The organism is Sulfitobacter sp. (assembly GCF_036961165.1).
Lineage (GTDB): Bacteria > Pseudomonadota > Alphaproteobacteria > Rhodobacterales > Rhodobacteraceae > Sulfitobacter.
This window is the reverse complement of record NZ_JBALVJ010000053.1, coordinates 1-25,501: the sequence shown is the minus strand read 5'-3', so window position 1 is coordinate 25,501 and position 25,501 is coordinate 1. Positions and strand designations below refer to the sequence as shown.

23 protein-coding genes and 1 pseudogene are annotated in these 25,501 nt (G+C 55.8%); 9 read left to right on the top strand and 15 right to left on the bottom strand.

The features are described 5' to 3' along the window. Positions 1–135: 135 nt before the first annotated feature. The gene (gene katG, locus V7730_RS17210; RefSeq protein ID WP_335748825.1) at positions 136–2,355 is read right to left on the bottom strand and encodes a catalase/peroxidase HPI; all 2,220 of its coding nucleotides are present in this window, start codon (positions 2,353–2,355) and stop codon (positions 136–138) included. Positions 2,356–2,473: 118 nt separating this feature from the next. Here katG and V7730_RS17205 point away from each other — a divergent pair, with 118 nt between their 5' ends. Next, complete coding sequence (locus V7730_RS17205; RefSeq protein ID WP_335748824.1) at positions 2,474–3,388, top strand: hydrogen peroxide-inducible genes activator; 915 nt, start codon at positions 2,474–2,476, stop codon at positions 3,386–3,388. A gap of 163 nt (positions 3,389–3,551) precedes the next feature. Then, complete coding sequence (locus V7730_RS17200) at positions 3,552–4,577, top strand: Hint domain-containing protein (RefSeq protein WP_335748823.1); 1,026 nt, start codon at positions 3,552–3,554, stop codon at positions 4,575–4,577. A 4-nt stretch (positions 4,578–4,581) separates the two neighbouring features. Here V7730_RS17200 and V7730_RS17195 read toward each other — a convergent pair whose 3' ends face one another. The 11 genes from V7730_RS17195 to V7730_RS17145 all read right to left on the bottom strand — a co-directional run bounded on the left by V7730_RS17195 (position 4,582) and on the right by V7730_RS17145 (position 14,963). Continuing rightward, positions 4,582–6,201: a long-chain-fatty-acid--CoA ligase gene (locus V7730_RS17195; RefSeq protein ID WP_335748822.1), complete on the bottom strand. Its 1,620-nt coding sequence runs from the start codon at positions 6,199–6,201 to the stop codon at positions 4,582–4,584. Between the two features lie 22 nt (positions 6,202–6,223). Then, on the bottom strand, positions 6,224–7,855 hold the full coding sequence (locus V7730_RS17190) for a GMC family oxidoreductase (RefSeq protein WP_335748821.1): 1,632 nt from the start codon (positions 7,853–7,855) through the stop codon (positions 6,224–6,226). 158 nt (positions 7,856–8,013) lie between these two features. Then, positions 8,014–8,343 carry an arsenate reductase family protein gene (locus V7730_RS17185; RefSeq protein WP_335748820.1) on the bottom strand — a complete coding sequence of 110 codons (330 nt, stop codon included), beginning with the start codon at positions 8,341–8,343 and terminating at the stop codon, positions 8,014–8,016. Positions 8,344–8,413: 70 nt separating this feature from the next. Then, positions 8,414–9,460 carry a YeeE/YedE family protein gene (locus tag V7730_RS17180; protein WP_335748819.1) on the bottom strand — a complete coding sequence of 349 codons (1,047 nt, stop codon included), beginning with the start codon at positions 9,458–9,460 and terminating at the stop codon, positions 8,414–8,416. 206 nt (positions 9,461–9,666) lie between these two features. Beyond that, positions 9,667–10,017, bottom strand: a complete 351-nt coding sequence (locus V7730_RS17175) for a hypothetical protein (protein WP_335748818.1) — start codon at positions 10,015–10,017, stop codon at positions 9,667–9,669. A gap of 342 nt (positions 10,018–10,359) precedes the next feature. Beyond that, a complete protein-coding gene (locus tag V7730_RS17170) occupies positions 10,360–10,647 on the bottom strand; it encodes a glycosyltransferase family 2 protein (protein WP_335748817.1) in 288 nt (95 codons plus the stop codon). Positions 10,648–10,668: 21 nt separating this feature from the next. Next, positions 10,669–11,490: a glycosyltransferase gene (locus tag V7730_RS17165; RefSeq protein WP_335748826.1), complete on the bottom strand. Its 822-nt coding sequence runs from the start codon at positions 11,488–11,490 to the stop codon at positions 10,669–10,671. 119 nt (positions 11,491–11,609) lie between these two features. Further along, positions 11,610–11,741: a hypothetical protein gene (locus V7730_RS17160; protein ID WP_335748816.1), complete on the bottom strand. Its 132-nt coding sequence runs from the start codon at positions 11,739–11,741 to the stop codon at positions 11,610–11,612. A 191-nt stretch (positions 11,742–11,932) separates the two neighbouring features. Further along, the gene (locus tag V7730_RS17155; protein ID WP_335748815.1) at positions 11,933–12,964 is read right to left on the bottom strand and encodes a response regulator; all 1,032 of its coding nucleotides are present in this window, start codon (positions 12,962–12,964) and stop codon (positions 11,933–11,935) included. A gap of 15 nt (positions 12,965–12,979) precedes the next feature. After that, positions 12,980–14,434 (bottom strand): PAS domain-containing sensor histidine kinase, encoded by a 1,455-nt coding sequence (locus tag V7730_RS17150; RefSeq protein WP_335748814.1) that lies wholly within the window; start codon positions 14,432–14,434, stop codon positions 12,980–12,982. Positions 14,435–14,474: 40 nt separating this feature from the next. Further along, on the bottom strand, positions 14,475–14,963 hold the full coding sequence (locus V7730_RS17145; RefSeq protein ID WP_335748813.1) for a molybdopterin-dependent oxidoreductase: 489 nt from the start codon (positions 14,961–14,963) through the stop codon (positions 14,475–14,477). A gap of 358 nt (positions 14,964–15,321) precedes the next feature. Here V7730_RS17145 and V7730_RS17140 point away from each other — a divergent pair, with 358 nt between their 5' ends. The 6 genes and pseudogenes from V7730_RS17140 to V7730_RS17120 all read left to right on the top strand — a co-directional run bounded on the left by V7730_RS17140 (position 15,322) and on the right by V7730_RS17120 (position 21,131). Next, a complete protein-coding gene (locus tag V7730_RS17140; RefSeq protein ID WP_335748812.1) occupies positions 15,322–15,936 on the top strand; it encodes a response regulator transcription factor in 615 nt (204 codons plus the stop codon). A gap of 358 nt (positions 15,937–16,294) precedes the next feature. Further along, the gene (locus tag V7730_RS17135) at positions 16,295–17,734 is read left to right on the top strand and encodes a CHASE domain-containing protein (RefSeq protein WP_335748811.1); all 1,440 of its coding nucleotides are present in this window, start codon (positions 16,295–16,297) and stop codon (positions 17,732–17,734) included. 15 nt (positions 17,735–17,749) lie between these two features. Continuing rightward, a pseudogene (locus V7730_RS22710) lies at positions 17,750–18,616 on the top strand (PAS domain S-box protein); the annotation flags it as partial. Positions 18,617–18,658: 42 nt separating this feature from the next. Continuing rightward, positions 18,659–19,507 (top strand): ATP-binding protein, encoded by an 849-nt coding sequence (locus V7730_RS22705; RefSeq protein WP_443070235.1) that lies wholly within the window; start codon positions 18,659–18,661, stop codon positions 19,505–19,507. A gap of 187 nt (positions 19,508–19,694) precedes the next feature. Continuing rightward, the gene (locus tag V7730_RS17125) at positions 19,695–20,762 is read left to right on the top strand and encodes a sensor histidine kinase (protein ID WP_335748809.1); all 1,068 of its coding nucleotides are present in this window, start codon (positions 19,695–19,697) and stop codon (positions 20,760–20,762) included. A 3-nt stretch (positions 20,763–20,765) separates the two neighbouring features. After that, positions 20,766–21,131 (top strand): response regulator, encoded by a 366-nt coding sequence (locus tag V7730_RS17120; RefSeq protein WP_335748808.1) that lies wholly within the window; start codon positions 20,766–20,768, stop codon positions 21,129–21,131. A gap of 39 nt (positions 21,132–21,170) precedes the next feature. Here V7730_RS17120 and V7730_RS17115 read toward each other — a convergent pair whose 3' ends face one another. Both V7730_RS17115 and V7730_RS17110 read right to left on the bottom strand, forming a co-directional pair. Beyond that, positions 21,171–21,509 carry an Hpt domain-containing protein gene (locus V7730_RS17115; RefSeq protein ID WP_335748807.1) on the bottom strand — a complete coding sequence of 113 codons (339 nt, stop codon included), beginning with the start codon at positions 21,507–21,509 and terminating at the stop codon, positions 21,171–21,173. Continuing rightward, positions 21,506–22,486, bottom strand: a complete 981-nt coding sequence (locus tag V7730_RS17110; RefSeq protein ID WP_335748806.1) for a response regulator — start codon at positions 22,484–22,486, stop codon at positions 21,506–21,508. The genes V7730_RS17115 and V7730_RS17110 overlap by 4 nt, the downstream gene beginning before the upstream one ends. Before the next feature lie 430 nt (positions 22,487–22,916). On the opposite strand from V7730_RS17110, the gene V7730_RS17105 reads away from it, so the two are divergent. Then, complete coding sequence (locus V7730_RS17105) at positions 22,917–25,106, top strand: NADP-dependent isocitrate dehydrogenase (protein WP_335748805.1); 2,190 nt, start codon at positions 22,917–22,919, stop codon at positions 25,104–25,106. Between the two features lie 189 nt (positions 25,107–25,295). Here the strand turns inward: V7730_RS17105 and V7730_RS17100 are convergent. After that, positions 25,296–25,501: hypothetical protein (locus V7730_RS17100; RefSeq protein ID WP_335748804.1), on the bottom strand; the 206-nt coding region annotated here is incomplete at its 5' end.

Below are 25,501 nucleotides of genomic sequence, written 5' to 3'. Positions count from 1 at the left end.
GTTCGGGTTGGATACATCTTAGCACGCTGTCCAATTTTGCCGGACCACTTCAGTGTCGTACGGCACGACATCTTCAGCCAATAAAAAAACGCGGCCCCGATCAAGGGCCGCGTTTGTATTTAGTCAGCGGGCCTTTCAGCGCAGGACAGAGGGGTCCAGATCGAAGCGGTCAAGCTCCATCACTTTGACCCAAGCGTTCACGAACTGCTTGACGAACAGTGCTTCGCCGTCACCTGCGGCGTAGACCTCGGCCAATGCGCGCAGCTGGCTATTCGAGCCGAACAGCAGATCCACACGTGTGCCTGTCCGCTTGACCTCATCAGTCGTCGTATCGCGGGCTTCGAACACATCGTCCGCATCGCTTACCGCTTTCCACGTGACGCTCATATCCATGAGGGCGCGGAAAAAGTCGTTGTTGAGCGTTCCGGGCTTGTCCGTCCAGACACCGTGGCTGGCACCTTCATAGTTGGCACCCAACACGCGCAGACCACCCACCAGCACGGTCATCTCAGGCGCGGTGAGCGTGAGAAGCTGCGCACGGTCCACCAGCAGCTCTTCGGCAGAGATGCTGAATTGGCGCGACTGGTAGTTGCGGAAACCGTCAACAGCAGGCTTGAGCACATCGATGCTTTCCACATCGGTCTGCTCTTGGCTCGCGTCACCGCGGCCCGGTGTGAAGGGAACGTTCGTGTCATGGCCGCCAGCCTTGGCAGCAGCCTCAACAGCCGCGGTCCCTGCCAGCACGATCATATCAGCCATCGACACAGGCTTGCCGAAATCGCTGCGGATCGCTTGGAGCTTGTCGAGAACGCGTGCAAGCTGTGCAGGCTGGTTGACCTCCCAATCCTTCATCGGTGCCAGACGAATGCGCGCGCCATTGGCACCGCCACGTTTGTCAGAACCGCGGAAGGTTGAGGCAGAGGCCCAAGCGGTCGAAACCAGTTCGGCCGTGCTCAGACTGGAAGCGAGGATTTTCTCCTTGAGCGCGGCAACATCCGCGTCACCGATCAGCGCGTGATCCGGTGTCGGGATCGGGTCTTGCCAGATCAGCTCTTCCTGTGGGACTTCCTTACCCAGATAGCGGGTGGTTGGCCCCATGTCGCGGTGGGTCAGCTTGAACCACGCACGTGCAAAAGCATCCGCGAACTGGTCAGGATTGGCATGGAAGCGCTTGGAGATTTCCAGATAGATCGGATCTTCGCGCATCGCCATGTCAGCTGTGGTCATCATTGGCGCATGACGGCTGCCGTCATGTGCGTCAGGCACGGCGTCTGCCATGGCAACACCAGCAGGCTTCCACTGGTGCGCACCGGCGGGCGATTTTGTCAGCACCCACTCGTTGTTCAGCAGCGTGTCGAAATAGGACATGTCCCATGTGGTCGGTGTGGGCGTCCACGCACCCTCAATACCTGACGTGATCGTGTGCACACCCTTGCCGCTTTCGAACGTGGACAACCAGCCAAAGCCTTGCGCTTCGATTGGTGCGGCCTCTGGCTCTGCGCCAACAAGAGCAGCATCGCCTGCCCCGTGCGCCTTACCAAAGGTGTGGCCACCTGCGGTCAGCGCCACAGTTTCTTCGTCGTTCATCGCCATGCGCGCGAAAGTCTCACGGATGTCACGTCCAGAAGCGATCGGATCAGGGTTCCCGTCGGGACCTTCTGGGTTCACATAGATCAGACCCATCTGCACAGCGGCCAGCGGGTTTTCCAGATCGCGCTCTCCTGTGTAGCGTGAACCGGTGCCACCGCTCGCGGCCAGCCATTCATCCTCGGAACCCCAATAGATGTCTTCCTCGGGCTCCCAGATGTCTTCGCGTCCACCGGCAAAACCGAATGTTTCAAAGCCCATGTCTTCAAGCGCGCAGTTGCCCGCGAGGATCATCAGATCAGCCCAAGACAGCTTGTTGCCGTATTTCATCTTGATCGGCCACAGCAGGCGGCGCGCTTTATCAAGGTTGCCGTTGTCAGGCCAAGAGTTCAGCGGTGCAAAGCGCTGCGTGCCTGAGCTTGAACCGCCACGGCCATCCGCTGTGCGGTAGGTGCCGGCAGAGTGCCACGCCATGCGGATAAAGAACGGGCCGTAGTGGCCGTAATCTGCGGGCCACCATTCCTGACTATCTTTCATCAGCGCATAGATGTCGGATTTCACCGTATCCAGATCCAGCTGCTTGAAAGCTTCGGTATAGTTGAACGTGCCGCCCAGCGGGTCGGATGCGGGCTGGTTCTGGTGAAGCATTTTCAGGTTAAGCTGGTTTGGCCACCAATCGCGGTTGGAACGACCACTGTTGTTGGCTTGCTTGTTGGCGCCAAAGCCCATTGGGCAGCCGCCCTGTGCACTGTTGTCTGATCCGTCCATTGCTCTCTCCACTTACGTTGAATTCGGGTGGGGGATTCGCGCCCCCGTAGAATGGTTCTAACAAATGTTGGCGATATCTTTAAGTTTGATTTTCCGATAGGCGTGATAAGTAAAACCTATGATAAATTTTACGCTCAAACAGTTGCGCTATTTCGAAGCGGTTGCAAGACAGGGTCACTTTGGCCGCGCTGCCGAGATGTGCGCGATCTCGCAGCCTGCGCTTTCAGCACAGATCGCCACGCTGGAAACCGCTATCGGCCATCAGCTTTTTGAGCGCAACGCGCGGCAGGTGCGGCTCACAGCCTTTGGGGAACAATTCGCAGCGCGTGCCCGCGATATCCTGCGCGGAGCAGAGGCACTGTCTGACATGGCAAGGGGCGCGCGCGGGCTGGCGCTGTCACGGTTGCGGATCGGGGTTATCCCCACCATTGCGCCCTACTTGCTGCCCTCGGTCATCGGTCATATCACAGCGGCCCACCCGCAGATCGACCTGATGGTGCGTGAGACGATGACCCACAAACTTATTGAAGAGCTGGGCGATGGCAAGCTTGACTGCGCCATTGTCGCCCTGCCCGTGTCCGAGCCTGCGTTCATCGAGGTCGCGCTTTTTGACGAGGCGATGGTGCTGGTACGTCCTGTCGAGGACAGCACAAAACCGGTGCCGGACATGGACGCGCTGAGCCAGATGAAACTGTTGCTGCTTGAGGAAGGGCACTGCTTTCGCGATCAGGCGCTCTCGTTCTGCGCAATGCGCAATACATTGCCGCGTGAGGGGCTGGACGGCTCATCCCTCACCACGCTTGTGCAAATGGTGGCTGCGGGCATTGGCGTCACCCTTATCCCTGAGATGGCGGTCCCGGTCGAGACACGCTCAGCCACGGTCAGTATCGCGGCAATGGGCGCGCCGCACCCCAAACGCACTGTTGGCATGATCTGGCGCAAGACCTCTGCCCTGTCCGTGCAGCTAGAGGAAATCGCCGAGTTGGTTCGCACCGCCGCTGCTGCCCACCCCGCTTTTGCGCGACAGCCTTAAAGCCGGATACGAGAGGTGCCTGTAGCGATCCCTTGGATAGGTAACGCACGTGCATAGGTCTTGGCGTGTCGCCAGATAGATATACTTTTAGACATCAAGTTTTGACTATTCACCAAATTTATACCCTCTCCTGCTCAACTGCCGATCTGTGCGGGAGAGCCTAATGTCCTTTCAAATATTCGGGATTGATACTGAATTCGCCGCCTCGACGGGCAGCAACGTCAACACCTCACCGGGACGGTCGCGGTTTGACAACCCGCCGCAAGGCTCCAAGGACTTTGCCATCACAACAAAGGACGGTGACCCCGAACCACGCCGTTTCGACATCGGCGATACATATGATCTGAGCTGGGGCGGTCAGGCGGGTAGCGGCACCATCACGGATGCAGTCGTTGTAAGATCTGACCTCGCTCCCTCAGACGGTGGGGGCATTATCGTCTTTGAAGGTCTCGACGAGAACGGAAATACCGCCCAAATCATCTGGACACCCGGATTTGATCTGGAGCAGTGGTATGCCGACAGTTACAATCGTTCTGCAGAGCCGGAATTCTACGCCACCGATCTGCAATCGGACTATACGCATGGGTATGTTTGCTTTGCCGCAGAGACGCGGATCAGGACTCCTGAAGGTTACCGAGAGGCAGGTCGTCTTGTGAGTGGCGACCTGGTCCGCACTGTTGATGAGGGCGATGTGCCGCTGCTTTGGACGGCACGGTGGCAAGGCGTCGGGCACGAAAGCGCGGCTCCGGTTTGTTTTTCACCTGGCAGTCTTGGCAATCGCCGCGAAATCCGGCTTTCCCAACAACACAGGGTGCTGACGAAGTCCGTGCGCCTGCAAATGCTTTACGGGTTAGAAGAGGCACTGGTCCCTGCGCGCGCCTTTGTGAACGGGGCGAACGTCCGCCTCAGTCCGGCAGAGAACATCACCTATGTCCACCTCATGCTGGCGCAGCACCACATTCTGGACGCTGAAGGCACCTATTGCGAAAGTCTATATCTAGGGGATCAAAGCAGCCTGCGATTATTCCAAAACCGGGAATGTGCTGCGCTTGTCGCGGCGACCGATCTGCGGGCTAAAAATGCCCCGGCAGCGCGCCCGTTTCTGTCTATGAAAGAGGCGCAACTGTTGTTGCACGGCGGTTGTGCAGCGCAAACCATGTTTGCCGCCGCACAACCGCCTATGTACTAACCACTTAGGACGCGTTGTCCAAAAGAACCTTACCGAACTCCTCGCGCAGTTTGTTTTTCTGCACTTTACCGGTGGAGCCGATGGGCAATGCATCTACAAAGATCACGCGGTCGGGGATTTGCCAGCTTTCCACTTTGCCTTTGTAGAAAGCGCGCAGCTCTTCCTCGGTCACTTCGCCAGCCTTGATCGCCACCAATACAGGGCGTTCGTCCCATTTTTCGTGCAGGGCCGCGATGGCCGCCGCGTTGGCGATGGCAGGGTGCGAGATAGCGATGTTTTCCAGTGTCACAGTAGAAATCCACTCACCACCCGATTTGATGATATCCTTGGAGCGGTCGCGGATGACCATAAAGCCCTCTTCGTCGATCGTGGCGACATCGCCAGTATCAAACCAGCCATCCGATGTGAGCGCAGGTGCGTCCTTGCCGAAATAGGTATCCACAATCCATGGTCCGCGAATTTGCAGATCACCCTGCAATGTCCCGTCATGAGGCAACACTTTTCCGGCTTCATCCACGACGCGCAGATCAACACCATAAGGCGGGCGGCCCTGCCCCAGCCTGATCTCAGCCTGCTCTTCTGCAGAAAGCTTTGTGTGACGCTGCAACAGCTGGTTCATAGAGCCCAGCGGCGAGGTTTCAGTCATGCCCCAAGCGTGCACCAGATCCACACCGTATTCGGCAAACTTCGGGATCATCGACGGTGGCAAGGCAGAGCCGCCTACCACTGTGCGGGTCATTGACGGGATTTTGCTACCGGTTTCCTTGAGCGCGGCCAGCAAGCCCATCCAAATTGTCGGGACGCCCAGCGCCAACGTGACCTCGGTTTCGTCAATGAGGCTCACAAGGCTTTTGCCATCAAGGTTCGGGCCGGGCAGCACAAGCTTACAACCGGTCACAGCCGCCACATAGGGCACACCCCACGCATTCACATGGAACATCGGCACAACAGGCAGCACAGTATCCATGGCCGAGATGTTCAGCCCGTCAGGCTGGTTGCCTGCGATGGAGTGCAGCACGGTGGAGCGGTGCGAATACAGCACGCCCTTGGGATCGCCCGTGGTGCCTGAGGTATAGCACAGGCTGGATGCGGCATTCTCGTCAAAGTCCGGCCACGGCTCGGAGGCATCGCCTGTTTCCAGCAGCTCGTCAAAGAACTTCAGCCCGGGAACAGCTTGCGCCGCCGCTTCATCGCGTGGCCCCATCAGAACGATGTGTTTGGTGTGCTTCAAAGCCGGTGCCAGTTGGCCTGCAGCTGGTACAAATGTCGCGTCGATGAACAGGACCTGATCCTCGGCGTGGTTGATCACATAGACCATCTGCTCTGGCCCCATGCGCGGGTTGATCGTGTGGCAGACAAACCCGCCGCCCGCGACGCCAAAGTAAATCTCAAGATGGCGGCGGTTGTTCCATGCGATGGTGCCGCAGCGCACACCCTCTTCCAGACCCAGCTTGCGCAGCGCAGAAGCCAGACGACGTGCGTTGGCGCCGACCTGCCCCCAGTTCGTGTGCTCCAGCCCGCCAGTCGTCTCAACCGAGACAATCTCACCTTTGGTGTGGAAGCGGGCGGCGTGATCAATCAGGCTGCCGATTGTCAGCGGCATGTGCATCATTTGTCCAAGCATTGGGGTCTTCTCCTGTAAGTAATTATTCTGCGGCCTGCGGGTGTGCCGCATCTGCCTTGATGAAGTCGGCGGCGCGTTCAGCGATCATGATCGTCGGAGCGTTTGTATTACCGCTGATGATTGTGGGCATGACGGACGCATCGACGACGCGCAGTCCTTGCATGCCATGCACGCGCAATTGCGGATCGACGACAGACATTTCGTCAACGCCCATTTTACACGTGCCTACGGGGTGGTAAATGGTGTCGGCCCGTGCACGAATGATCTGCTCCCACTCCGCATCGGTCATCCCGTCACGAACACCGAAAAGCTCTTTATGTTCATAAGCGGCCAACGGCGGGGTTTTCATAATATCGCGCGACATCTTCGCACCTTTGATCAGGGTCGAAAGGTCCCCGTCTTCGGCCAGATAGTTAGGGTCAATTGCGGGCGCTGCCATTGGATCGGCGGAGGCCAGTGAAACGCTGCCGCGCGACTCAGGACGCAGCACGCAGACATGGCAACTGTAGCCATAGCCGGCGTGTAGCTTGCGTGCGTGATCCTCCACCACCGAGATGACAAAGTGGATCTGGATGTCAGGCCGATCCTGCGCGGGATCGGTTTTGAGGAAAGCCGCCCCTTCGGCGAAGGGCGTGGCAAGCATCCCGCGTCCCGTCTTGCGCCATTCAAGGATATGTTTGACCAGATTGACGGTGCCACGAAGGCCGATACCAAAGTTGTCCGTGTCTTTGGATTTATAGCCCAGCGTGAAATCAAGGTGATCCTGCAGGTTCTGCCCGACCCCTGCCAGTTCATGAACCATCTCGATGCCATGCGGGGTGATATCCTGTGCGCGCCCGATGCCGGACAACTGTAGCAACTGGGGCGAGTTGAACGCCCCGCCGCACAAGATGACCTCACGCGTGGCGCTGACGTGCTTGTCTTCTTTGCCCTGACGGTAATGCACGCCCGTGGCACGCTTGCCTTCAAGCGACAGACGCGTGGCGTGCGCGTGAGTGATCACAGTGAGGTTGTCGCGCGACATGACCGGATGCAGATAGCCCGCCGCAACCGAGCACCGCTCGCCGTTGCGCGCTTCGTCGTGGAACTGGGTCACTTGATACAGGCCTGCGCCTTCATTGTCTCCGGTGTTGAAATCAGCGACTTCGCGGTACTGCAGACGGCCTGCCGCCTCGATAAAGGCCCGGGTGATGGGACGTGGTGATTTCTGGTGTGAGACTTGCAAGGGTCCTGCGCCGCCATGCAGTGCGGCCTCGCCGTCTTCGTGGTTCTCAGAGCGTTGGAAATACGGCAGCACCGCGTTCCAATCCCATCCCGCGCAACCGTTCTGCGCCCAGCCGTCATAATCTGCCCGGTGGCCGCGCACATAGAGCATCGCATTGATCGCGCTTGATCCGCCCAGCGCCTTGCCGCGCGGCTGGTAGCCCTGCCGCCCGTTCAAACCCTTTTGCGGAACAGTCTTGAAGGCCCAATTGGAAATCCTTCCCCAGCCGGGCAGCATCGCGACCACGGCAGCCGGGGCGCGGATGAGTATGTGATCGCCGGCCCCGCCCGCTTCTAGCAGGCAAACGCTCACAGCTGGATCTTCGCTTAGTCGCGCGGCAAGTGTTGCTCCGCCCGATCCGCCGCCGACAATCACATAATCGTAGGTCATGAAGCTTCTCCCTGCATGTCCCGGAGCCTCCCCCGCACGCTGGCGAAAATAAGCCAAAGATCACTGGCAGTGTCCATGCGTATTCGGGCAAGAAACCGGTCGCGTCACGCAGCGTCAGACCGGTTTCTTGCTTAAACACAGCTTCGCGGGGCAGACCTTTAGTCTTTTAGCAGGGCTTTTTGTACAGCTTCATCCCAGCCAAGATAATAATCAGCCCCGTCACGGATCACCGGACGGGCCATAACCTTGGGCTTGGCGGCAATTTGAGCTTCGGCTTCAGAGTTCTTGAGCCAGTCATTCAGCGCGCGGTAGTCGTTGGAGCTGCGGTCAACAAGACGGTCACCGAATTCCACGATCAACTCACCCAGCTCAGCCTCGCTTAGCGGATTAGCGCGAACATCGCGGAATTCGACTTTGTTGCCCTGAGCTTCTAGTGCCTTTTGTGCCTTCTGGCATTGGGAGCAGGTGCTCAATCCGTACAGTATCATCGGGCCGTCTCCTTAGGTGATCGCCCGCACCCTGTTGCATCCAGCCTGCCTGCGCAAGCCGTTTGGCACCTTAGCCCGCAGGAACTGCCGCAAGGGCACGGCCTGTCACGCGGTTCGCCAATACCGCACCTGTCAGGATACTGGCGAGCGCCAGCAAGGCTGCAATGCTCAGCGAAGCGCTACCGCTTAGACCTGCGCCAATAGTGCACCCACCGGCCAGCACACCGCCCACCCCCATCAACACTGCACCGGACAGGTAACGGCCCATCTGCTGCGCGTTCTCAAAGCTTTCGACCTTCAGCTCACTCCGCAGCAAGGCGCTGATAAAGCTGCCCAGCAGAACACCACCGATAAAGCCTGTGCCAAAGCCCGCCGGAATGGCGCTTGAGGCCAGCGTCCAGAACAGGGTGTCTGACCAAGGCAGAGTGAAGGCGGCGGACTGGGCCTCAAGCGGATCGAATTCGTCAAACAGCAACACACTTGTCGTGGCCCACCCCAGCACCGGCACCAGACCGATCAGCGCGCCCAGCACGACCTGCCCGACACCGGGACGGTGCCGATGGATCAAAAGACCCGCAGCGGCCACCGCGATGACTGACGCCAGCACAGCCGCAAAAGGCACAGCATAAAGGCTACCGAATGGCAGCTCGGCGGTCAGCACACCCAATGACGTACGCACAGGCGCCAACACGCCTTTCAGCGTTGCATGGGCCGTGATCGCAAACACCGTAAGCACCACAACCGCACGCAAGTTTCCCGTGGCAGCCAGAACCGTCAGCCGCGAGGCACAGCCCCGTGTGAGGATCATCCCCGCCCCGAAAGCCAAACCGCCAACCACAATCGCGACGACAGGGACAGAAGCGCTGAAATAGCGGTGATCCTGAAGATCGACAAACCCTGCCCCGGAAGCAATCAGAAAGCTGACAATCGCAGTGGCAAGCGCGGTCATCCAGATCGCGCCAGCAGGCCCGCGCTCTGACAGATCGCCCGCAACGGCCCTACGCAAGCAAAACCGCGTGATCTGCGCCGCAGCGCCCAACACAACGCCAAGCACTAGCGCAAACAAAACCTGCAGCGTCCGTGCGTCCAGTCCCCAGTCATATTGTTCAAGCAGCATGTCAGTCCCCTCATTCTATCAATTGGGGACATGGGTTTTACAGGGCTACCTGTCAACTTGGATAGGCGGAACAACTTAGACCTGTCGCTGCCGATTATGGAACAGCGTCCCAATTCTCGGGGATATGCCAAGCAGACGTCCGGTTATGACCGCGCCAGAGGGCAAGCTTCCTTATTTACATGCACAGCACGATCATAGCGCTTTGCCTATCTTTTTGGCCACGGCTGTCCTGTCGCACTCTCAAGCGCCGAGGGAACCGTCCTGCGCAGCAGCAATGCTGCACCAAACATCTTGAGCGTGTTGCGCGGCTCTTCCCACAGAGGTCTCCACGACTGGGTAAGCGATTGAGATAGCAAATCCAGTGCTTGAGCTGGGTCTTTGTTTAATATGGCACCGCGCACAAGACTGCGCAGCTGGTACGCGCGTGCAGATTTGGCGTTGACGTTAAAGAACGCAGGCGCAAACGGCGTAAGTTTGCGCACCATACGGTCCCACGAGACCAAATGCTGTTCGGGTGCAGTAAACTGCCCGCCTGCGTGAATTCTGTGCTGGGTCAACGCGCCGACGATCCCCTCGAACCGCCAAGGAGTGGTGAGCGCGATGCGCAGCCAACACTCGATATACTCACACTGCCTAAGGTTTCGTCAAAATACCAATCCCGATCTGTTCCTGACAAAAGACGGTAGGCAATTGAATCAAAAACTGCCCTACGGACAACCGGAGCAGAGCCCCCGCCGATCGAATTACGTTTGAAAATCTGCGCCAGCGTAACATTGTAAAGCCGTGGACAGTGAGATGGTTGGAGCAACGTGCCCGCTTCGTCAATCAGGGTTGAACCGGAGAAGCTGACATCGACGGCCGAATTCTCCTGTAGATGGGCCACATGACGCGCCAGTTTTTCATGCGGCCAGATATCGCCTGCATTGAAAAAAACCGATGAACTTTCCCCGTGCGGCTGCAATTCCGCTGTTAAGGGCACCCGCCGGGCCACGATTGCGCTGTGTAATCACCCTAACTTCAGGATCATTTACATATTCGCGCAACAGGGTCGCGGTGCCATCATTAGAGCCGTCATCAACCACGATGATCTCATAGTCGATGTAGGTTTGGGAAAAGAGCGACGCCATGGTGTCACGAAGTTCATCCACGGCATTGAACACAGGCACGACAATGGAAGCGATCGGCATGAAAAAGCCCCTAACCTAGGATTACAAAGCAAACAGCATCCGAGAGATGCGGGATGGAAGAATTGACGATAATAGTGCACCGAATAGCGTTCCGAAGCCGCGCCGTGGCGGATTGAAAAAGCCCGCAGGACTACGCAGAACTCCTTCAAGCGCAAAGATCAAAGGCATCGCCCGGGCCTGCTGCGACAGCAAAGCACGGTGGCTCAGACGCCGCAAAAAGATTGCTTCGGACTGTGCGCTAGCGGTGTGTCCGAACTGTGCAGCAGCCTCAAGCGCAGCCCCTCGAGTGCGGTGCATGTCACGCAGATCATGGTCAAAGCTGCACTTACTGCTTCGGCACCACGTCTGGCTCCGGTCGGTCCCCACCACATGGGCACCGGTTCCGACAAGACGGATCAGCCAATCCAACGCACCAGTTTGCTTCAGGTCTTCCTTAAATCCACCCGAACGCAGGAACGATGGACGGCGTACTGCGATGTTTGACACTGAGTGAACCGGGTCTTCCCCCAGCAGTACGGGAATGCTCAGTGGTCCGGAAGGCGTTGTATAGCTTACGCTTTCCATTGTCGGATCGTCATGAAAGAATGTAACCTTGCCGAAAACCGCATCGGCCTTTCCACCATCAAAGCTCACCGCTAGCTGGCTAAGCTTGTCCGGCGCCCAGATATCGCCCGGATCGCAAAATGCGATGACGTCGCCGTTAGCGAAGATCAGAGCACCAAAGTTGCGCGCGCAATTTGCGCCTTCACCAATATTTTGAACAAAGCGGATGCGCGGATCACTGTCGCCTTCACGCCGCAACAGCTCCAACGTCGCATCGCTGGATCCGTCATCGACACAGATGACTTCTCAATCACCGCAGGTTTGAGCCTGAATGCTACGAAGGGTCGCCTGGAGGGCATCGACCGCGTTGTAGCATGGGATGATGATTGAGAAGTCCATCATGACAGGTGAGAAGTCCGTCACGTCAGCACATCGGGAGTGGCTGTTCTTATATCAGTGTAGAGTGTTTTGATCGCACCCTTCAGCACAGGCGCGGAAGTGAACGCCGCACGGGCGTCAACAGGATATCCGGCTTTGAGCGAAAGGAGCATGGCAGTGGCTTTCGTTAGTTTCAACCAAAGTTACCGCATTCACCCAAGCCCTGTCTCTGACGCCACAGGACAGGAGGCTAGCGCAAATGCTGTATTCTCTATCCTTTCGGGTAGTTCAGCCATTGTATGATTTGCTTGCGGAAAGGCCGCCAAGGTCACCACTGCGCTGCTGGTAATTAGGGTTGTGACGGCTATCCTTTTGGCTTGACCTCGGCCAAGGCTTTTTTGCTGTGGTGCCATATCTCTGGCAAGCTGGCGACAGCCGAGATCAGCTTTGCATCTTCGCCCGCTTTTGCAGCCCGCTCTATGACAGTTAGCGCTTCGCCAAAGCCGACAGCACCAAACAGGCCAGAATTGCCTGCGAGCTTATGCGTTTCATTCGCGATATCAGTCCGGTCTAGGGCGCTATCACTTTGAAGCCAGTCAATCAGCTTTTCGGCCTCGGCGCTGTAACGTGCCAGCAGGTTTTGATAGTTCTGTGCACCCACGACTTCAAACAGCTCGTCACTGTGCGCGGGGTTGATCAAAAAGGTGGCAGAGGCCAAAGCAGCTTGGTCCCCGTGACCCAACACGCGTTGCAGGTCTGACTTCTTGAGCGGTTTTGTCAGAACATCGTCCATCCCGTCTGCTAGAAAATCTTCCCGCTCGGACGGTAGCGCGTTCGCTGTCAGGGCAGCGATGCGCGACGCGGCAGACGCGCCGGTACCTGCCCTGATGCGGCGGGTGGCTTTGCGCCCATCCAGTACCGGCATGCTGATATCCATTAGGATCAGGTCAAACTTCTTTTCCGCTGCCATATCGACGCCTTGCTGGCCGTCGCGGGCCTCTGCCACGTCGTGACCATCAGCTTGCAACATCTCGCGCACCACGAAGCGGTTGATCTCGTTGTCCTCGACAACCAGCACAAGCAGCGGCATTGTGGCGACTGGAATGGCTATCGGACCGTCCTTTTCAGGTTCGGGTGCTGCGCGCGTTGCTGGCAACGTGAAACAGAATGTACTGCCTTTTCCGAATTCGCTGTCTACCGATATCTCACCGCCCAGCACGCTCACAAACCGTTTGGCAATGCTCAACCCCAGCCCTGTACCGCCGACTTCGCGGTCATAGGCCGTGTTTCCGGTCATAAAGTCATCAAATATCCGCGCTTGCTGATCCAGAGGTATCCCTGCCCCGGTGTCTTTGATATCAAACGTGATCTCATCCTCATGCCAATGCACCTTCACCGAGACACGGCCACGTTATGTGAATTTCACTGCGTTACCGACAAGGTTCATGAGTACATGTTGCAGTCGGTCCCTGTCGGAATTGATCCAGTTCTGCGCAGACCCTTTCCAGCTCCAGTCGAGGGTGGTTTCCTGCTTGGAAGCCATCCCGCTCTGGCTGTCTATGATGTCTTGCAGCAGATCCGAGACGTTCATCGGTTCCATGTTTGCAGCAACCTTGCCAGAATCGTAGCGGATGATGTCGAGCACATCCGAAACATGGCTCAGCAGCAGGCGGCCGGATGTCTCCATGTTCCGGATGTATGTGTCCTGTTTGGGATTGAGCATCGTATCACGCAGCAGGCTCAAATTACCCAGAAGACCGTTCAGAGGCGTGCGGATTTCATGGCTCATGGTGGCAAGAAACTCGGACCTGCTCTTTTCCCCGGCGATGGCCTTGTCGCGGGCATCTACCAACTCTGCTTCATCCGCCTTTTGCTGCGTTATGTCGCGCAGGAAAGCGATCAAGACATCTCCGGCCTCGGTGACAGCAGACTCCACCGCCAGTTCAACGGGGAAGATGGACCCGTCTGCGCGTTTGGCCTCCAACTGTGTTCGGCCCTTACCGACCACGCGTAATTCACCTTGCTGGCGCATCCGTTCCATACCGGCATCATGTGCAGGGCGCATGTGGTCAGGGTTGATGATCGCGCCCAAATCCTTGCCGATCGCATCTGCCGCACGGTGGCCAAAAATCGCTTCTGCAGCCGGGCTGAACTCAATAATGCGGCCTTTGTCATCGCTGACAATAACCCCGTCGAGAGACGTATTGATCACGGTGGTCATCCGCGTGCTGATAAGGCGTTGTGACAGCTCTTGCTCTCTCATTTGACGGTTTAACCGAACCAGATGGAGCACCCCGAGGCCGAGCGCCCCGATAAGGGCGGCCAATGCCAATGCGAGTTCAATCAGCGTCGCGGCAACGTCGGCGCGTTGGTTGTCAGCGTTTTGGGCAAAACCGGTTAGCCCCGAGTTTGCCAGCTTGCGCACCGCAGGGCGTATGTCCTCCACAAGAGCCGAGAGTGTTGGAAAGCTGCTGGTCAACTCCGCATCTGTGGCATCAATGTAAGGCACTGTCTTATCGAGCCACGCTTGGATTTCCGTCAATGCGCCGCGAAATTCCGGATCTGCGCGCAACTCTTCAAACACTTGCCCCTGCGAGACGGTCTTGATGCGGCTATAGAAAACGTCAAACCGGTTTCGGACACCCGCCAGATCGGCTCCGACGAGAATGCGTCCAGAAAATTCATGAAACTCGACTTCGGTCTGGGACAAGGCCCACTGGACATTGTCAGATCTGGCAGAGCTTAGTTCTTCGATCTCCTTCCCGACATTCCACGTCAACAAAGCGATCGCAACAACGACCACAAGACCCGCAATGATGATGATAGCCTTGCCAGCCTTTGCCCGCGAAATCAGGATGTTTTTCACGTCTAATCCTACTGCCAATGCAAGCTACACTATGAGTGCGTTACTCGACGACTTCCAGTCTGTCGAGCTGCCCGATGCTACGAGAAAAGATAACCTCGGAGCGATAGTCGGCTTTGCTATCATAGGGATAGATGACCCATAGCGGACCTTTATCACGCAGGGACAATTCTGCGCCGTCCATTTTCATCGCAATCATCGGGCCGTTTTCGACAGCATCCGAAAGCGGAATTTCAACGCTGTAGTCATTGACTGCGGTTGCAATCAACTTGCCTTCTTGCACCCCGACTTCGCGCATCAGACGCGCCAGCGACACCCCTTCGAAACTGCGCGTGCCTTCGGTCCAGATGGTCGAGGTTTCGATCGTTTCGGTACCAAGCGCTTCCAGAGCCTCACGATCAAAGGTCAATGCCTCGCCGTCATGGGTTACGGTCAGAACGGTGTCCTGTGCCAGCGCAGCACTGCCGCCACTGATCGCAAAAACTGTTACCAGGCCCATTCCGGCCAGAAAACGGCGCATACTGCTTAACATCTTTGTCTCCCAACAATTCCTAACCTCTGTGCCATGATCCATCCGCATCCACATGAGGGCAAAGGGATATGACCCTATCCTTTCGGATAGGATAAGGCGTTGAATCCAAGACCGCTCGACATTCTGGCGGTAACTTTTGGCATATTTCGTCCACCAAACTGCCCTGCCCCACAACCGATCAATAGAACACGTTGTAGGGTAAATAGCGGGAGTATTTAGCCCATTGGGATAGGCTTCAACATTTAAAGTTGGCGGGCCTATCCTTTATGGCGGGATATTGATCAAGTAAGGTGGGCATTTGCGCCTTTGAACACCCATAAAGATTAGGTACGATGACATAACGTACAAAGGATGCGCCATGAGAGTATTGATTGCCGATGACCACGACTTGCTGCGCGACACGCTCGTAATGTTTTTAGAAGTTGAGGGCAAAATGGAAACAGCTGTTGCCGGTACATTTCAGGACGCCTTTACACGCATTGAAAACGACGAGCGCTTTGATCTGATCCTTTTAGACTTCAATATGCCGGGCATGAACGGGCTTGAAGGCCTGAGAAAAGCCATCGCGATGTGCGGTGGCCAACGGGTTGCCCTTATCTCGGGTGAAGCCACGCGCCAGATCGCGGAAAACGCCCTTGAAGCAGGTGCTGCCGGTTTCGTGCCCAAGTCCTTGCCCGCGAAATCCTTGGTAAACGCCTTCAAATTTATGGCCATGAGAGAGCAATACGCCCCAATTGATTTCATGACTGCTGTCGAAGAAGTGCCTGGCAACGCGCTGGCTGACAAACTGACCCCGCGGGAGCTGCAAGTTCTCAGAGGGTTGACCGAAGGCAAATCAAACAAAGAAATCGCCCGCGATCTGGACATCACTGAACCAACCATCAAACTCCATGTCAAAACCCTGTACCGTGAAGTAAGTGCCGCCAATCGCACTCAAGCGGCGTTGATTGCACTAGAAGCCGGCCTTTTCTGATCCGGCCTCGGTGCGGTTGGCGGAAGGAAGTGGAATTACGGCACTGCTGATGCTTACTTGAGCGGCAACGCTCTTGGCCATCGCAACTCTGCCCACCTAGGCGCGATCAACGGGAACATGGCTGGTCTTAGGCTGATCTGATGTGTCGTCCTGCGCCCTCCCAGCGCACCACTTCCCCCCATCAACTCAAGCTCCCCGCGCAAGGAAGCATGCTTGATCGTGGCGTAAATCACGCAGGTGACAACTCATGGTTGATTGAGCATTGAGAGCGCCTGTAGAGAGGTTTAGAGATAAAAAACTGCGCAATCACTTGCGACAATTCAAGCAGTCAGCCGCCTATGGTAAAGGTTATGTAGTAGTGATTTTTTCAAATTGGTCCCGCGGTATTATCGTCTCCGCAGTTGCGTTTCTGACCATCCTATTCGCAATCTACGTTGACCGTTTGGAAGCCTCACGAACATACGCGACCTTCGATAGCTATGCCGCCGAAGGCGAACGCGGACTCATCAATCGTACAGACACTTATATTATGACACTCGACGCGGCTTCCGGCCTGCTAATATCGTCAAACGTGGTGACGTCTGATGAATGGCGTAGCTACATAGACTTGCTTGATATCGAGACGCGCCTTCCTGGTATCCTCGGCGTTGGTTATATCACGCTTGTTCGCGCAGGTGCCTATTTTGACATCACTAAGGCCATAGTTCAGCGCGGCCTGACCATCCCCCCAATCTATCCTAACACCGGATTGGATGAGCGGTTTGTCATCCAGTTCATTGAGCCCATAAGCGACAACAAGGCGGTCCTCGGCCTTGATATCGGGTTCGAACCGATGCGGCGCGCGGCTGCGCAGCAAGCCCGCGAGACGAACACTTTGCGGCTGAGCGGTGCAATCACGCTGGTTCAGGATAACGAGAAGAAGTCGGGCTTCCTGCTTTTGCGGCCGGTATACGATTCACAGGCCGACCTTTCAGTACCACAACAGCGCGAAGAGGCATTTCGCGGCTGGACCTACATGCCCTTCACCGCGAACGCGGTGTTTGAAGCGCTGACCGCGCAACGAAACGAAGTCAAAAATCTGACAGTCGTTGATATCACTGATCCCGATGCTAAAATTGAAATTTACACAAACCGCCCCGAATTACTTGACCATTCGCCGTCGTACACAGCAACGCGCAACATAGAATTGTTTGGCCGCCACTGGGAAATGACGTGGACCAGCACGCCGATGTTCGAGCATGCAAACTCCAACATCGCGAAATGGATCGTACTGGCGTTGGGGCTGGCATTGACGTGGTTGCTGGCAGTGATGTTGCGCATCATCTCTGGCCGCGAAAAGCAGATCGAGACTGAAGTCTCCGTGAAAACACTGCAACTGCGCGCCAAGACAGGTGAAGCACAATCTGTCATCGATAATGCTGTTTTTTCCATTATCGTTCTGGATGAAAACGGGCGCATCGTGTCGACCAACAAGGCCGCCCGCGACCTCTTCGGGACCGACTGCCTCAAGATCAACCAGCCGATTTCCTCTACGTTGACCATCGGGGAGTTTCCCGACCGCTTGCACGGAGACGCCCATCCCGCTCGGGTCGCAAACCAACCGGATCTAAGGTTGCTGGTCGAAGAGAACGAATGGCGCACCGAAACTGGTGAGTTGCGCAAATCTTTGCTTGTTCAGGACGTCACCGAAATTTTGGCAGCCGAACAAAAGCTTCAGGAAGCCGAAGCACGATGGAACATGGCGTTGGCGGGGGCGCAAATTGGCGTCTTTGACATCGATCTGACAACGCAGAAATAAGTTGTATCAGATACTTGGCGTGATTTGATGGGTGTTTCGAAAGATATCAGTAATGACGAGGCTCAAACGATATTTCTGTCCCGTATTCACCCAGAGGATCGCCCCATCCTTGAAGCTGCCGATCGCAACTGCATCAACGGCCTCACGGACAGATCCCTTGCGGAATATCGCATGACGTTTCCTGACGGATCATTTCGTTGGATGAAGTCAGATGCCGTGGTTGTGGCGCGCGATGAGAACGGAAAAGCTTTGCGGCTGCTTGGCGCCCAAACAGACGTCACACAGCTGCGCAATGCGCAGGACGCGCTCACAGAAAGCCGTGAGCGATTTGAACTTGTGCTCGAACAGGCCCCTGTAGGTATGGCGCTGTTCAACAGCGGCGGCTGCTTTCATGGCGTGAACGATGCCTTGTGCCGGATGACAGTGTACAGCCCTAAAGAATTGCAAGGAGGCATGCGTTTCAGCGACCTCATTTCAAAAGATGATACAAAATGGCTGATCAATGCCGTTGAAGAACTCAAACGCACCGAACAGTCATCCTTTCAAGGTGAGTTTCTCCTCATTCCTAAAACCGGTCCATCAATTTGGGGGCTGGTCAGCATCGCATGGACCAAGGTTCCAGTGTCGGGCGAGGATGTGTTCATCGTCCAAATCAATGACATCAGCGAAAAGAAGAATATTGAGAAGATTAAGTCCGAATTCGTCGCAACGGTCAGCCATGAACTACGTACGCCACTGACATCTATCAAAGGTGCGCTTGGCTTGCTTCACGGACCAATGGTCAAAGATATGCCCGCGGGAGCAGAGCGTTTGTTGGAAATTGCGGCGGCCAACTCTGAAAGACTGACGGCCCTGGTGAACGATATCCTTGATCTGGAGAAAATCAGCTCGGGCGATATCGACTTCCACATCGGGCCCCTCTGCATGGGGCAGCTGCTGCGTGATGGTGTCGAACAAATGCTACCGTTCGCGACACAACACAAAGTACAATTCACGCTTGATCTGCCGCAACGCGACGTGTGCACAAAAGTTGATCCGCAGCGAACGCAGCAGTTGATCGCGAACCTGCTTTCGAATGCGTGCAAGTATTCGGACGATGATACCGTCGTCCATATTCGCCTTGAGGAGATTAACGGCCAAGCGTTGGTGTGCATCATAAACAGCGGCCCCCCTATCCCAGACGAATTCAAACCTCGCATCTTCCGGCCGTTCTCCCAAGCGGACGGGTCAGATACGCGCTTCAAGGGTGGCACTGGCCTCGGCCTGAAAATTTCACGGGAGATCGTCGAGCGGATGGACGGCCAGATCGGTTTCCAGAGCAATGCAGGCACGCCAATCGTCTTCTGGTTTACGGTGCCGCTGGCGCCATCAGGTGAAGCCGCCATAGACCAGCATGAGCCCGTGCGCGAGATCAGTCATGAGCGGTTGAACGTCCTTCACGTCGAGGACGACAGCGATTTCCTCGAAATTGTCCGCACGGGCCTGAAGGACAAAGCCGATGTGACGTCTGTTTTGAGCATATGCGATGCTAAGCTGGCAATCTTGCAAGGTCGGTTCGACGTAATCGTCATCGACTGGGAGCTTCCGGACGGTCATGCACGCGAATTACTGGCGGGAATAGCGAAACACCAGCCGCAAGCAAAGATCATCTCACTTTCGGCCAGAGAGACCTCATTTAAGGATGCACGTGTAGACCATGAAATTGTAAAATCCCGCACCGATTTGGGCGACATAGTCTCTAAAGTGGTCGAGATCGCGCAGCTAGCATCTTAACAAAAGGCCAACAAAAAAGTAATAGGCGCTCCTAATTATTACCATATTTCCGGTTTACTAGGAGCCACAACAGAGGCGGTACTCCTGCCCCCCCTCGACGTTTTAAGTGCCCCGCGCACGATTAGTATAGATCAATATGAAAGAGTTCACCGTGGAACACATGTTGAAAAACGAGGAGTCGCCTTCCGTGGCGAATGACCTTCAGGGATTCGACCTTCTTGCGGATGCTGTCGTCATTTTCGACGCGTCGTCAGGTGATGTGACCTACAAAAACTCTGAAGCACGCGCGATTGCGACCCAAAGTGCCGACGCCGGAACCCCCCTGCTCACGCTCTTGGACTGGACTGGCAAACCGACTGACTTCTTTCGGCCACTGGCCACTGCATCCCCAGACGATCCAAAAACATCATGGCGTCTGGAAGCACAGCTTGCTGAGCTGTTGTTTGACGTCCATGTCAATTTGGGTGGCACGGACGCAGAAACGAATTTTGTGGCGGCCGTTTTCCGCGACATTTCCAAACGCTCTGAAACGGAGCGATTGACCAAGGAACTTGTATCCACTGTCAGCCATGAACTGCGCTCGCCGCTGACAGCTATCAAGGGCGCAATGGGACTGATCATATCTGGCGCGGCCGGTGAGCTTTCCAGCAAGGCGCGCGATATGGTTTTGATCGCTCAGCGCAACGCGGACCGGCTGGTTCTTATCATCAACGACATTCTAGATCTCGACAAGTTTGCCAGCGGGCAGACGGTTTTTGACAACGCACCGACTGATTTGTTGACCATTGTCGAAAGTGCTGTCGAAGCGATTGCAGGTTTCAAGGGACGGTTCGATGTCCGGATTGAGGTTGACGTCCAAGACAGTGGACTTACTTCGTTTGTTGATCCGAACCGGCTGGTACAGGTTTTCGTCAACCTTTTGTCCAATGCAATAAAATTTTCCCCTTCTGGTGGAGTGGTGACTGTCCGCCTCGCACGGGACGGTGAAAACAACCGCATCAGTGTGATTGACGTGGGCGAAGGTATCCCCGAAGCTGATCAGGAAGCACTGTTCGGTAGATTTGTTCAGATCGGTGCAAAAAATCGCGCCGCGACAGGAGGCACCGGATTGGGATTGAGCATTGTTAAAGCGATCCTCGACAATCAGAGTGGCTCTATCTCATTCGAGAGCAGGCTTGGTCAGGGCACTATTTTTACCGTCGACCTGCCCCAACTCTCATCCATCCAGACACGCGCTCAGGCCAAAGGTGCTTAAAGAATGCATATTCTCCACGTAGAAGACGACACTGATATCCGCGAAATCGCAAAAATGTCCCTCGAAATGATGGGCGATTTTACCGTCGTCCAATTTGACAGTGGTGAAGCGGCACTTGCTGGCGCCGCGAATACGACGCCAGACGTCATTCTGCTGGACGTCATGATGCCCGGCATGACCGGCCCTCAAACATTGTTGGAGTTGCGCAAGTTCCCACATCTGGAGAACGTGCCGGCCATCTACATGACCGCACGCGTGCAACCAAGCGAGCTTGACGGACTGAAAGAAGCTGGCGCCTTGGGTGTGATCGTTAAACCGTTCGATCCGGTGTCACTGGCGCAGCAGATCAAGGATCTGATTGCCGCCTGACGGATTGAACATCTATCAGGGGATACAGGTTGTTCTGTGTCAATCAGCGTCTCTTGTCAGACCCGATGACAATTCCAACCAATCCACAATGTCTGTCCAAAGCTCGGCAGGATACGTCCCGTTTGCCCGGCTGGACGTCAGAATGCTGAATTCAATCTTTTGCGCGGATTCGCCGAGTGCTTCAAAGCCCAGCGTTCCTGCGGTGCCCGCGATCTTATGCATGACCCCCCCGATCCGCTCCAGTTCAACTGTCGCGAATTCGGGGGTCTGCATAGCCACTTCAAGGCTAGTGAGTATCTCACTCTGCCGGTCTGCAAGAATCGCAATGAAGCGGTCGCGGATCGGTTGTAGGCTATCGGTAAGGCTGTTCTGCATCATGCGATCTGGGCTGTGGTCCAGATATTGCCCAGCTCGCGCTCTAGGCGATCTGCATTCTGCTCGGAACTGTCGTGCGCTTCACGCAGAGCGTCAACCGCAGCATTCCCTTTGCGCCAAACCATACGCTTCATGCCGCCGGCACAAACGCGAACTTTGAGGCGTTCACCGTTGCTTTGGGCCAGCTCCATCCGGTGAATGTGCAAGTTGATCTGGTCAACCAAGCGGTCTGTATCGATGTGGGAGGCCCCTTCGATCACACTGACAAAGGTCCCATTCCCTGCATAAGATACCAACCGATGAGCGGGCGACAGGCAATCTGAAATCGCCTCACTTACATCAGTAATCATGCAGCTAAAGTCGTAGTTGGAAATGTCATGATACAGGTCCGCGACATGGCGAATGGTAAATGCTAGGCACACAGACCCACATAGGGATTTGCGTGACAGCTGGTTCACGTAGTTTTCGATCGCGTGGTTTTCGATCACCCCGTCTACATCCATGATCGGGAACGGTTCGTGAAGCTCGACAAAGGACTGTCCCGCCTCGAACTTTGCTTCTCCGGTATCAGCAGAAGCGATCTTCTCTGCTCTCACGCGAATGTCGTCTGCGATTGGCTCAACCAGGTTGAGCCGCCCTCTCAGGCTGTTAAGTTCGAACGGCTTGGTGATGTAATCTGTGGCACCGGCTTTAAAGGCATTATCAATATAGCCTTTATCAGACATTGCTGTCAGCATCAGGATCGGTGTGCGCTCATAGCCACCAACGCTCCGCAAGATGCTGCAAAGCTCAATGCCATCTGTGCCCGGCATCTGGATATCCAACAAGAAGCAGTCGAACAGACGGCTCTGATCTGCCATCAACTCCAATGCGTCCAGGGCGCTTTCGGCTGTTACGATTTCGTGATCAGGCATCGAGCCGACAAAGTATTTAAGGGTCTCGAGGATGATCGGATCGTCATCTACTGCAAGAATATACATCGGTGTGCTCCAAATAATTCTACGCTAAAGGCAATCCACTTTTTCGCGCAGCGGAATGGCGTTGTTGAGTACACTTTTAACGCGAAATCGGGCGGGATTATGTCGCGAACACGGTTTTATCGGTTAATTTTCTACTATTTGTAGAAACCTTTAGAGCAATCCATCAGCCCGAATGCGCCTATCTGCATGTCTGAGAAACAGGAACAACGGCAAATCCTGTGTTAAAGCAAGGATGGACGTCTACAACCACAAGTGTCCGCATTCCTCCTTTGGGAGCCGCCCCTGCGTTCACAGACTTCCAACCAGCAACAACCTATCTCACAAACAGATCGTTTTAAACTCACTCTTTGCTCAGTATACAAAGGTATACTGTCGACGTTTTCGAATGGGTGGGCTATGAGGAGGCAAATCCCGCATCAAGGAGTTTCCAATGTCTGATATCATCTACACCAAAGTCGACGAAGCACCGGAACTGGCTTCCGCCTCTTTCCTCCCGATTATTCAGAAATTTGCAGCCGCCGCAGGCGTGTCCGTTGGGACCAAAGATATCAGCCTCGCAGGCCGAATCCTTGCGACATTCCCCGAACATCTGACCGAGTCGCAGCGTCAGTCGGATGACTTGGCCGAGCTTGGCCGCTTGGTAAAGACAGCCGATGCAAACGTCATCAAGCTGCCGAACATCTCGGCGTCGGTGCCGCAGCTTGTTGCGGCTATCAAAGAACTTCAGTCACAGGGCTTTGCGCTGCCCGATTACCCAGAGGCCCCCGAGACAGACGCAGACAAAGCAGTGCGTGCCAAATATGACGGCCTCAAGGGATCGGCTGTGAACCCCGTTCTGCGTGAAGGCAACTCTGACCGCCGCGCAGCCAAGGCGGTAAAGAGCTTTGCACAGAACAACCCGCACCGGATGGGTGATTGGGTCGCTGACAGCAAAACACATGTATCCGCGATGGCCGGCGGCGATTTCTTCTCGAACGAAGTTTCCGCGACGCTGAGCAACGACACCACCGCAAAAATCGTGCTGACAACAGACGCAGGCGAAACCGTCCTCAAAGACGGCATTGCCTATCCCGCAGGGACAGTCGTTGATGCCACGTATATGAGCGCGGCTGCGCTACAGAACTTCCTTGCTGATCAGATCGAGAAAACAAAAGCCGAAGGCACACTGTTCTCACTGCACATGAAGGCCACCATGATGAAGGTCTCTGATCCGATCATCTTTGGTTACGCGGTCAAAGCGTTTCTGGCACCTGTATTTGAAAAGCACGGCGACGCGATGCGCGAACTTGGCGTAAACCCGAACTCCGGCTTGGGTGATCTGCTGGCCCGCGTCAAAGATGACGCGGCCATCATGGCCGATATCAAAGCCTGCATGGCAGCCCGCCCGCCGATGTATATGGTCGATTCAGACAAAGGCATCACCAACCTGCATGTCTCGTCTGACGTGATCATCGACGCGTCAATGCCCGCCCTCATTCGTGCCGGCGGCAAAGGCTGGGGACCGGATGGCAAGGAATCTGATACCAACTGTTTGATCCCGGACAATTCTTATGCGCCCGTCTATGATGAATCCATCAACTTCTTCAAAGAGAATGGCAAACTGAACCCGGCGACAGCAGGTACGGTCCAGAACGTGGGCCTGATGGCGCAGAAAGCCGAAGAGTATGGCTCTCACCCGACCACATTCGAGATTGCCCAAGCAGGCACGGTCAAGATGATCCTTCAGGACGGCACTGTGCTGCACGAGCACAAGGTCGAGGCCGGTGATATCTGGCGCTCAGCCTCTGCACGTAAAGCACCAATCGAGGACTGGGTGAACCTGGCAATCGACCGTCAGAAAGCTGAAGGCTGCCGCGCCATTTTCTGGCTGGACGCGAACCGCGCGCATGACGCTGAGCTGATAGCCTACGTAAAACCGGTCCTTGAAGCCAAAGGTGTCGCTGACAAATTCGAGATCCTTGCCCCGCGCGAGGCCACACGTGCATCCCTTGAAACGATCACAAAGGGTGAGAACACGATTGCAATTACAGGCAACGTGCTGCGTGACTACCTGACCGACCTTTTCCCGATCCTCGAATTAGCAACCTCTGCCAAGATGCTGTCCATCGTCAAACTGATGAACGGTGGCGGGTTGTTCGAGACCGGCGCTGGGGGCTCTGCGCCCAAGCACGTGCAACAGCTTCAGGAAGAAAACCACCTTCGGTGGGACAGTCTGGGCGAATTCTGTGCACTTGGTGAAAGCCTGACGTTCCTTGCTGATACCAAAGACAACGAAAAAGCCCGTGTTTTGGGTCAGGCAGTAGATGCGGCGACACAAGGCATTCTCGACAATGGCCATTCACCATCGCGCAAAGTGGGTGAGCCCGACAACCGCAACAGCCACTACTGGTTCGCACGCTATTGGGCCGAAGCCCTGGCAGCACAAACAGGCGATGCAGAGCTTGCAGCACACTTCGCTCCGGTAGCGGATGCGTTGGCATCGAACGAAGAAGCGATCCTTGCCGAACTCGCAGCTGTTCAAGGCGCGGCGGCTGATCTGGGCGGGTACTTCCACGCGGATGCGGCCAAAACCGCCGCCGTCATGCGCCCCTCAAAAACGCTAAACAAAATCATCGGGTAAGTCTTCAAGACAAACCGTTGGGCCGCGCTTCGTAACGAATGCGCGGCCCCTTTTTTGCGAAACCGCCACCTGTTTCCGAAGATGCCGCGCGATCAAAAGATGCCTGCTTCAAAGGCTCGCCTTCACAAGCCGAACTCGCATGATCCCCGCTGTTCGGGACGATCGCCGCCTGGATACTGTTCGGGCGAGTTAATGAAATGAGAGGCGAACGCTGTCGCGAAGCTCATGCTGGAAAATGGCAAGGTACAGCAAAACTCCATCCCATAATCGCATGTTACCAGTGATATCAATGGATAGAAGATGGCTCTTCAAGGAGCTGTCAGTGAGAACCGTTGCCTTCGAAGTGAAGTGGTCCTGCTTTTTAGGACAGTTTTGCGGCTTGGCTAAGATGCATC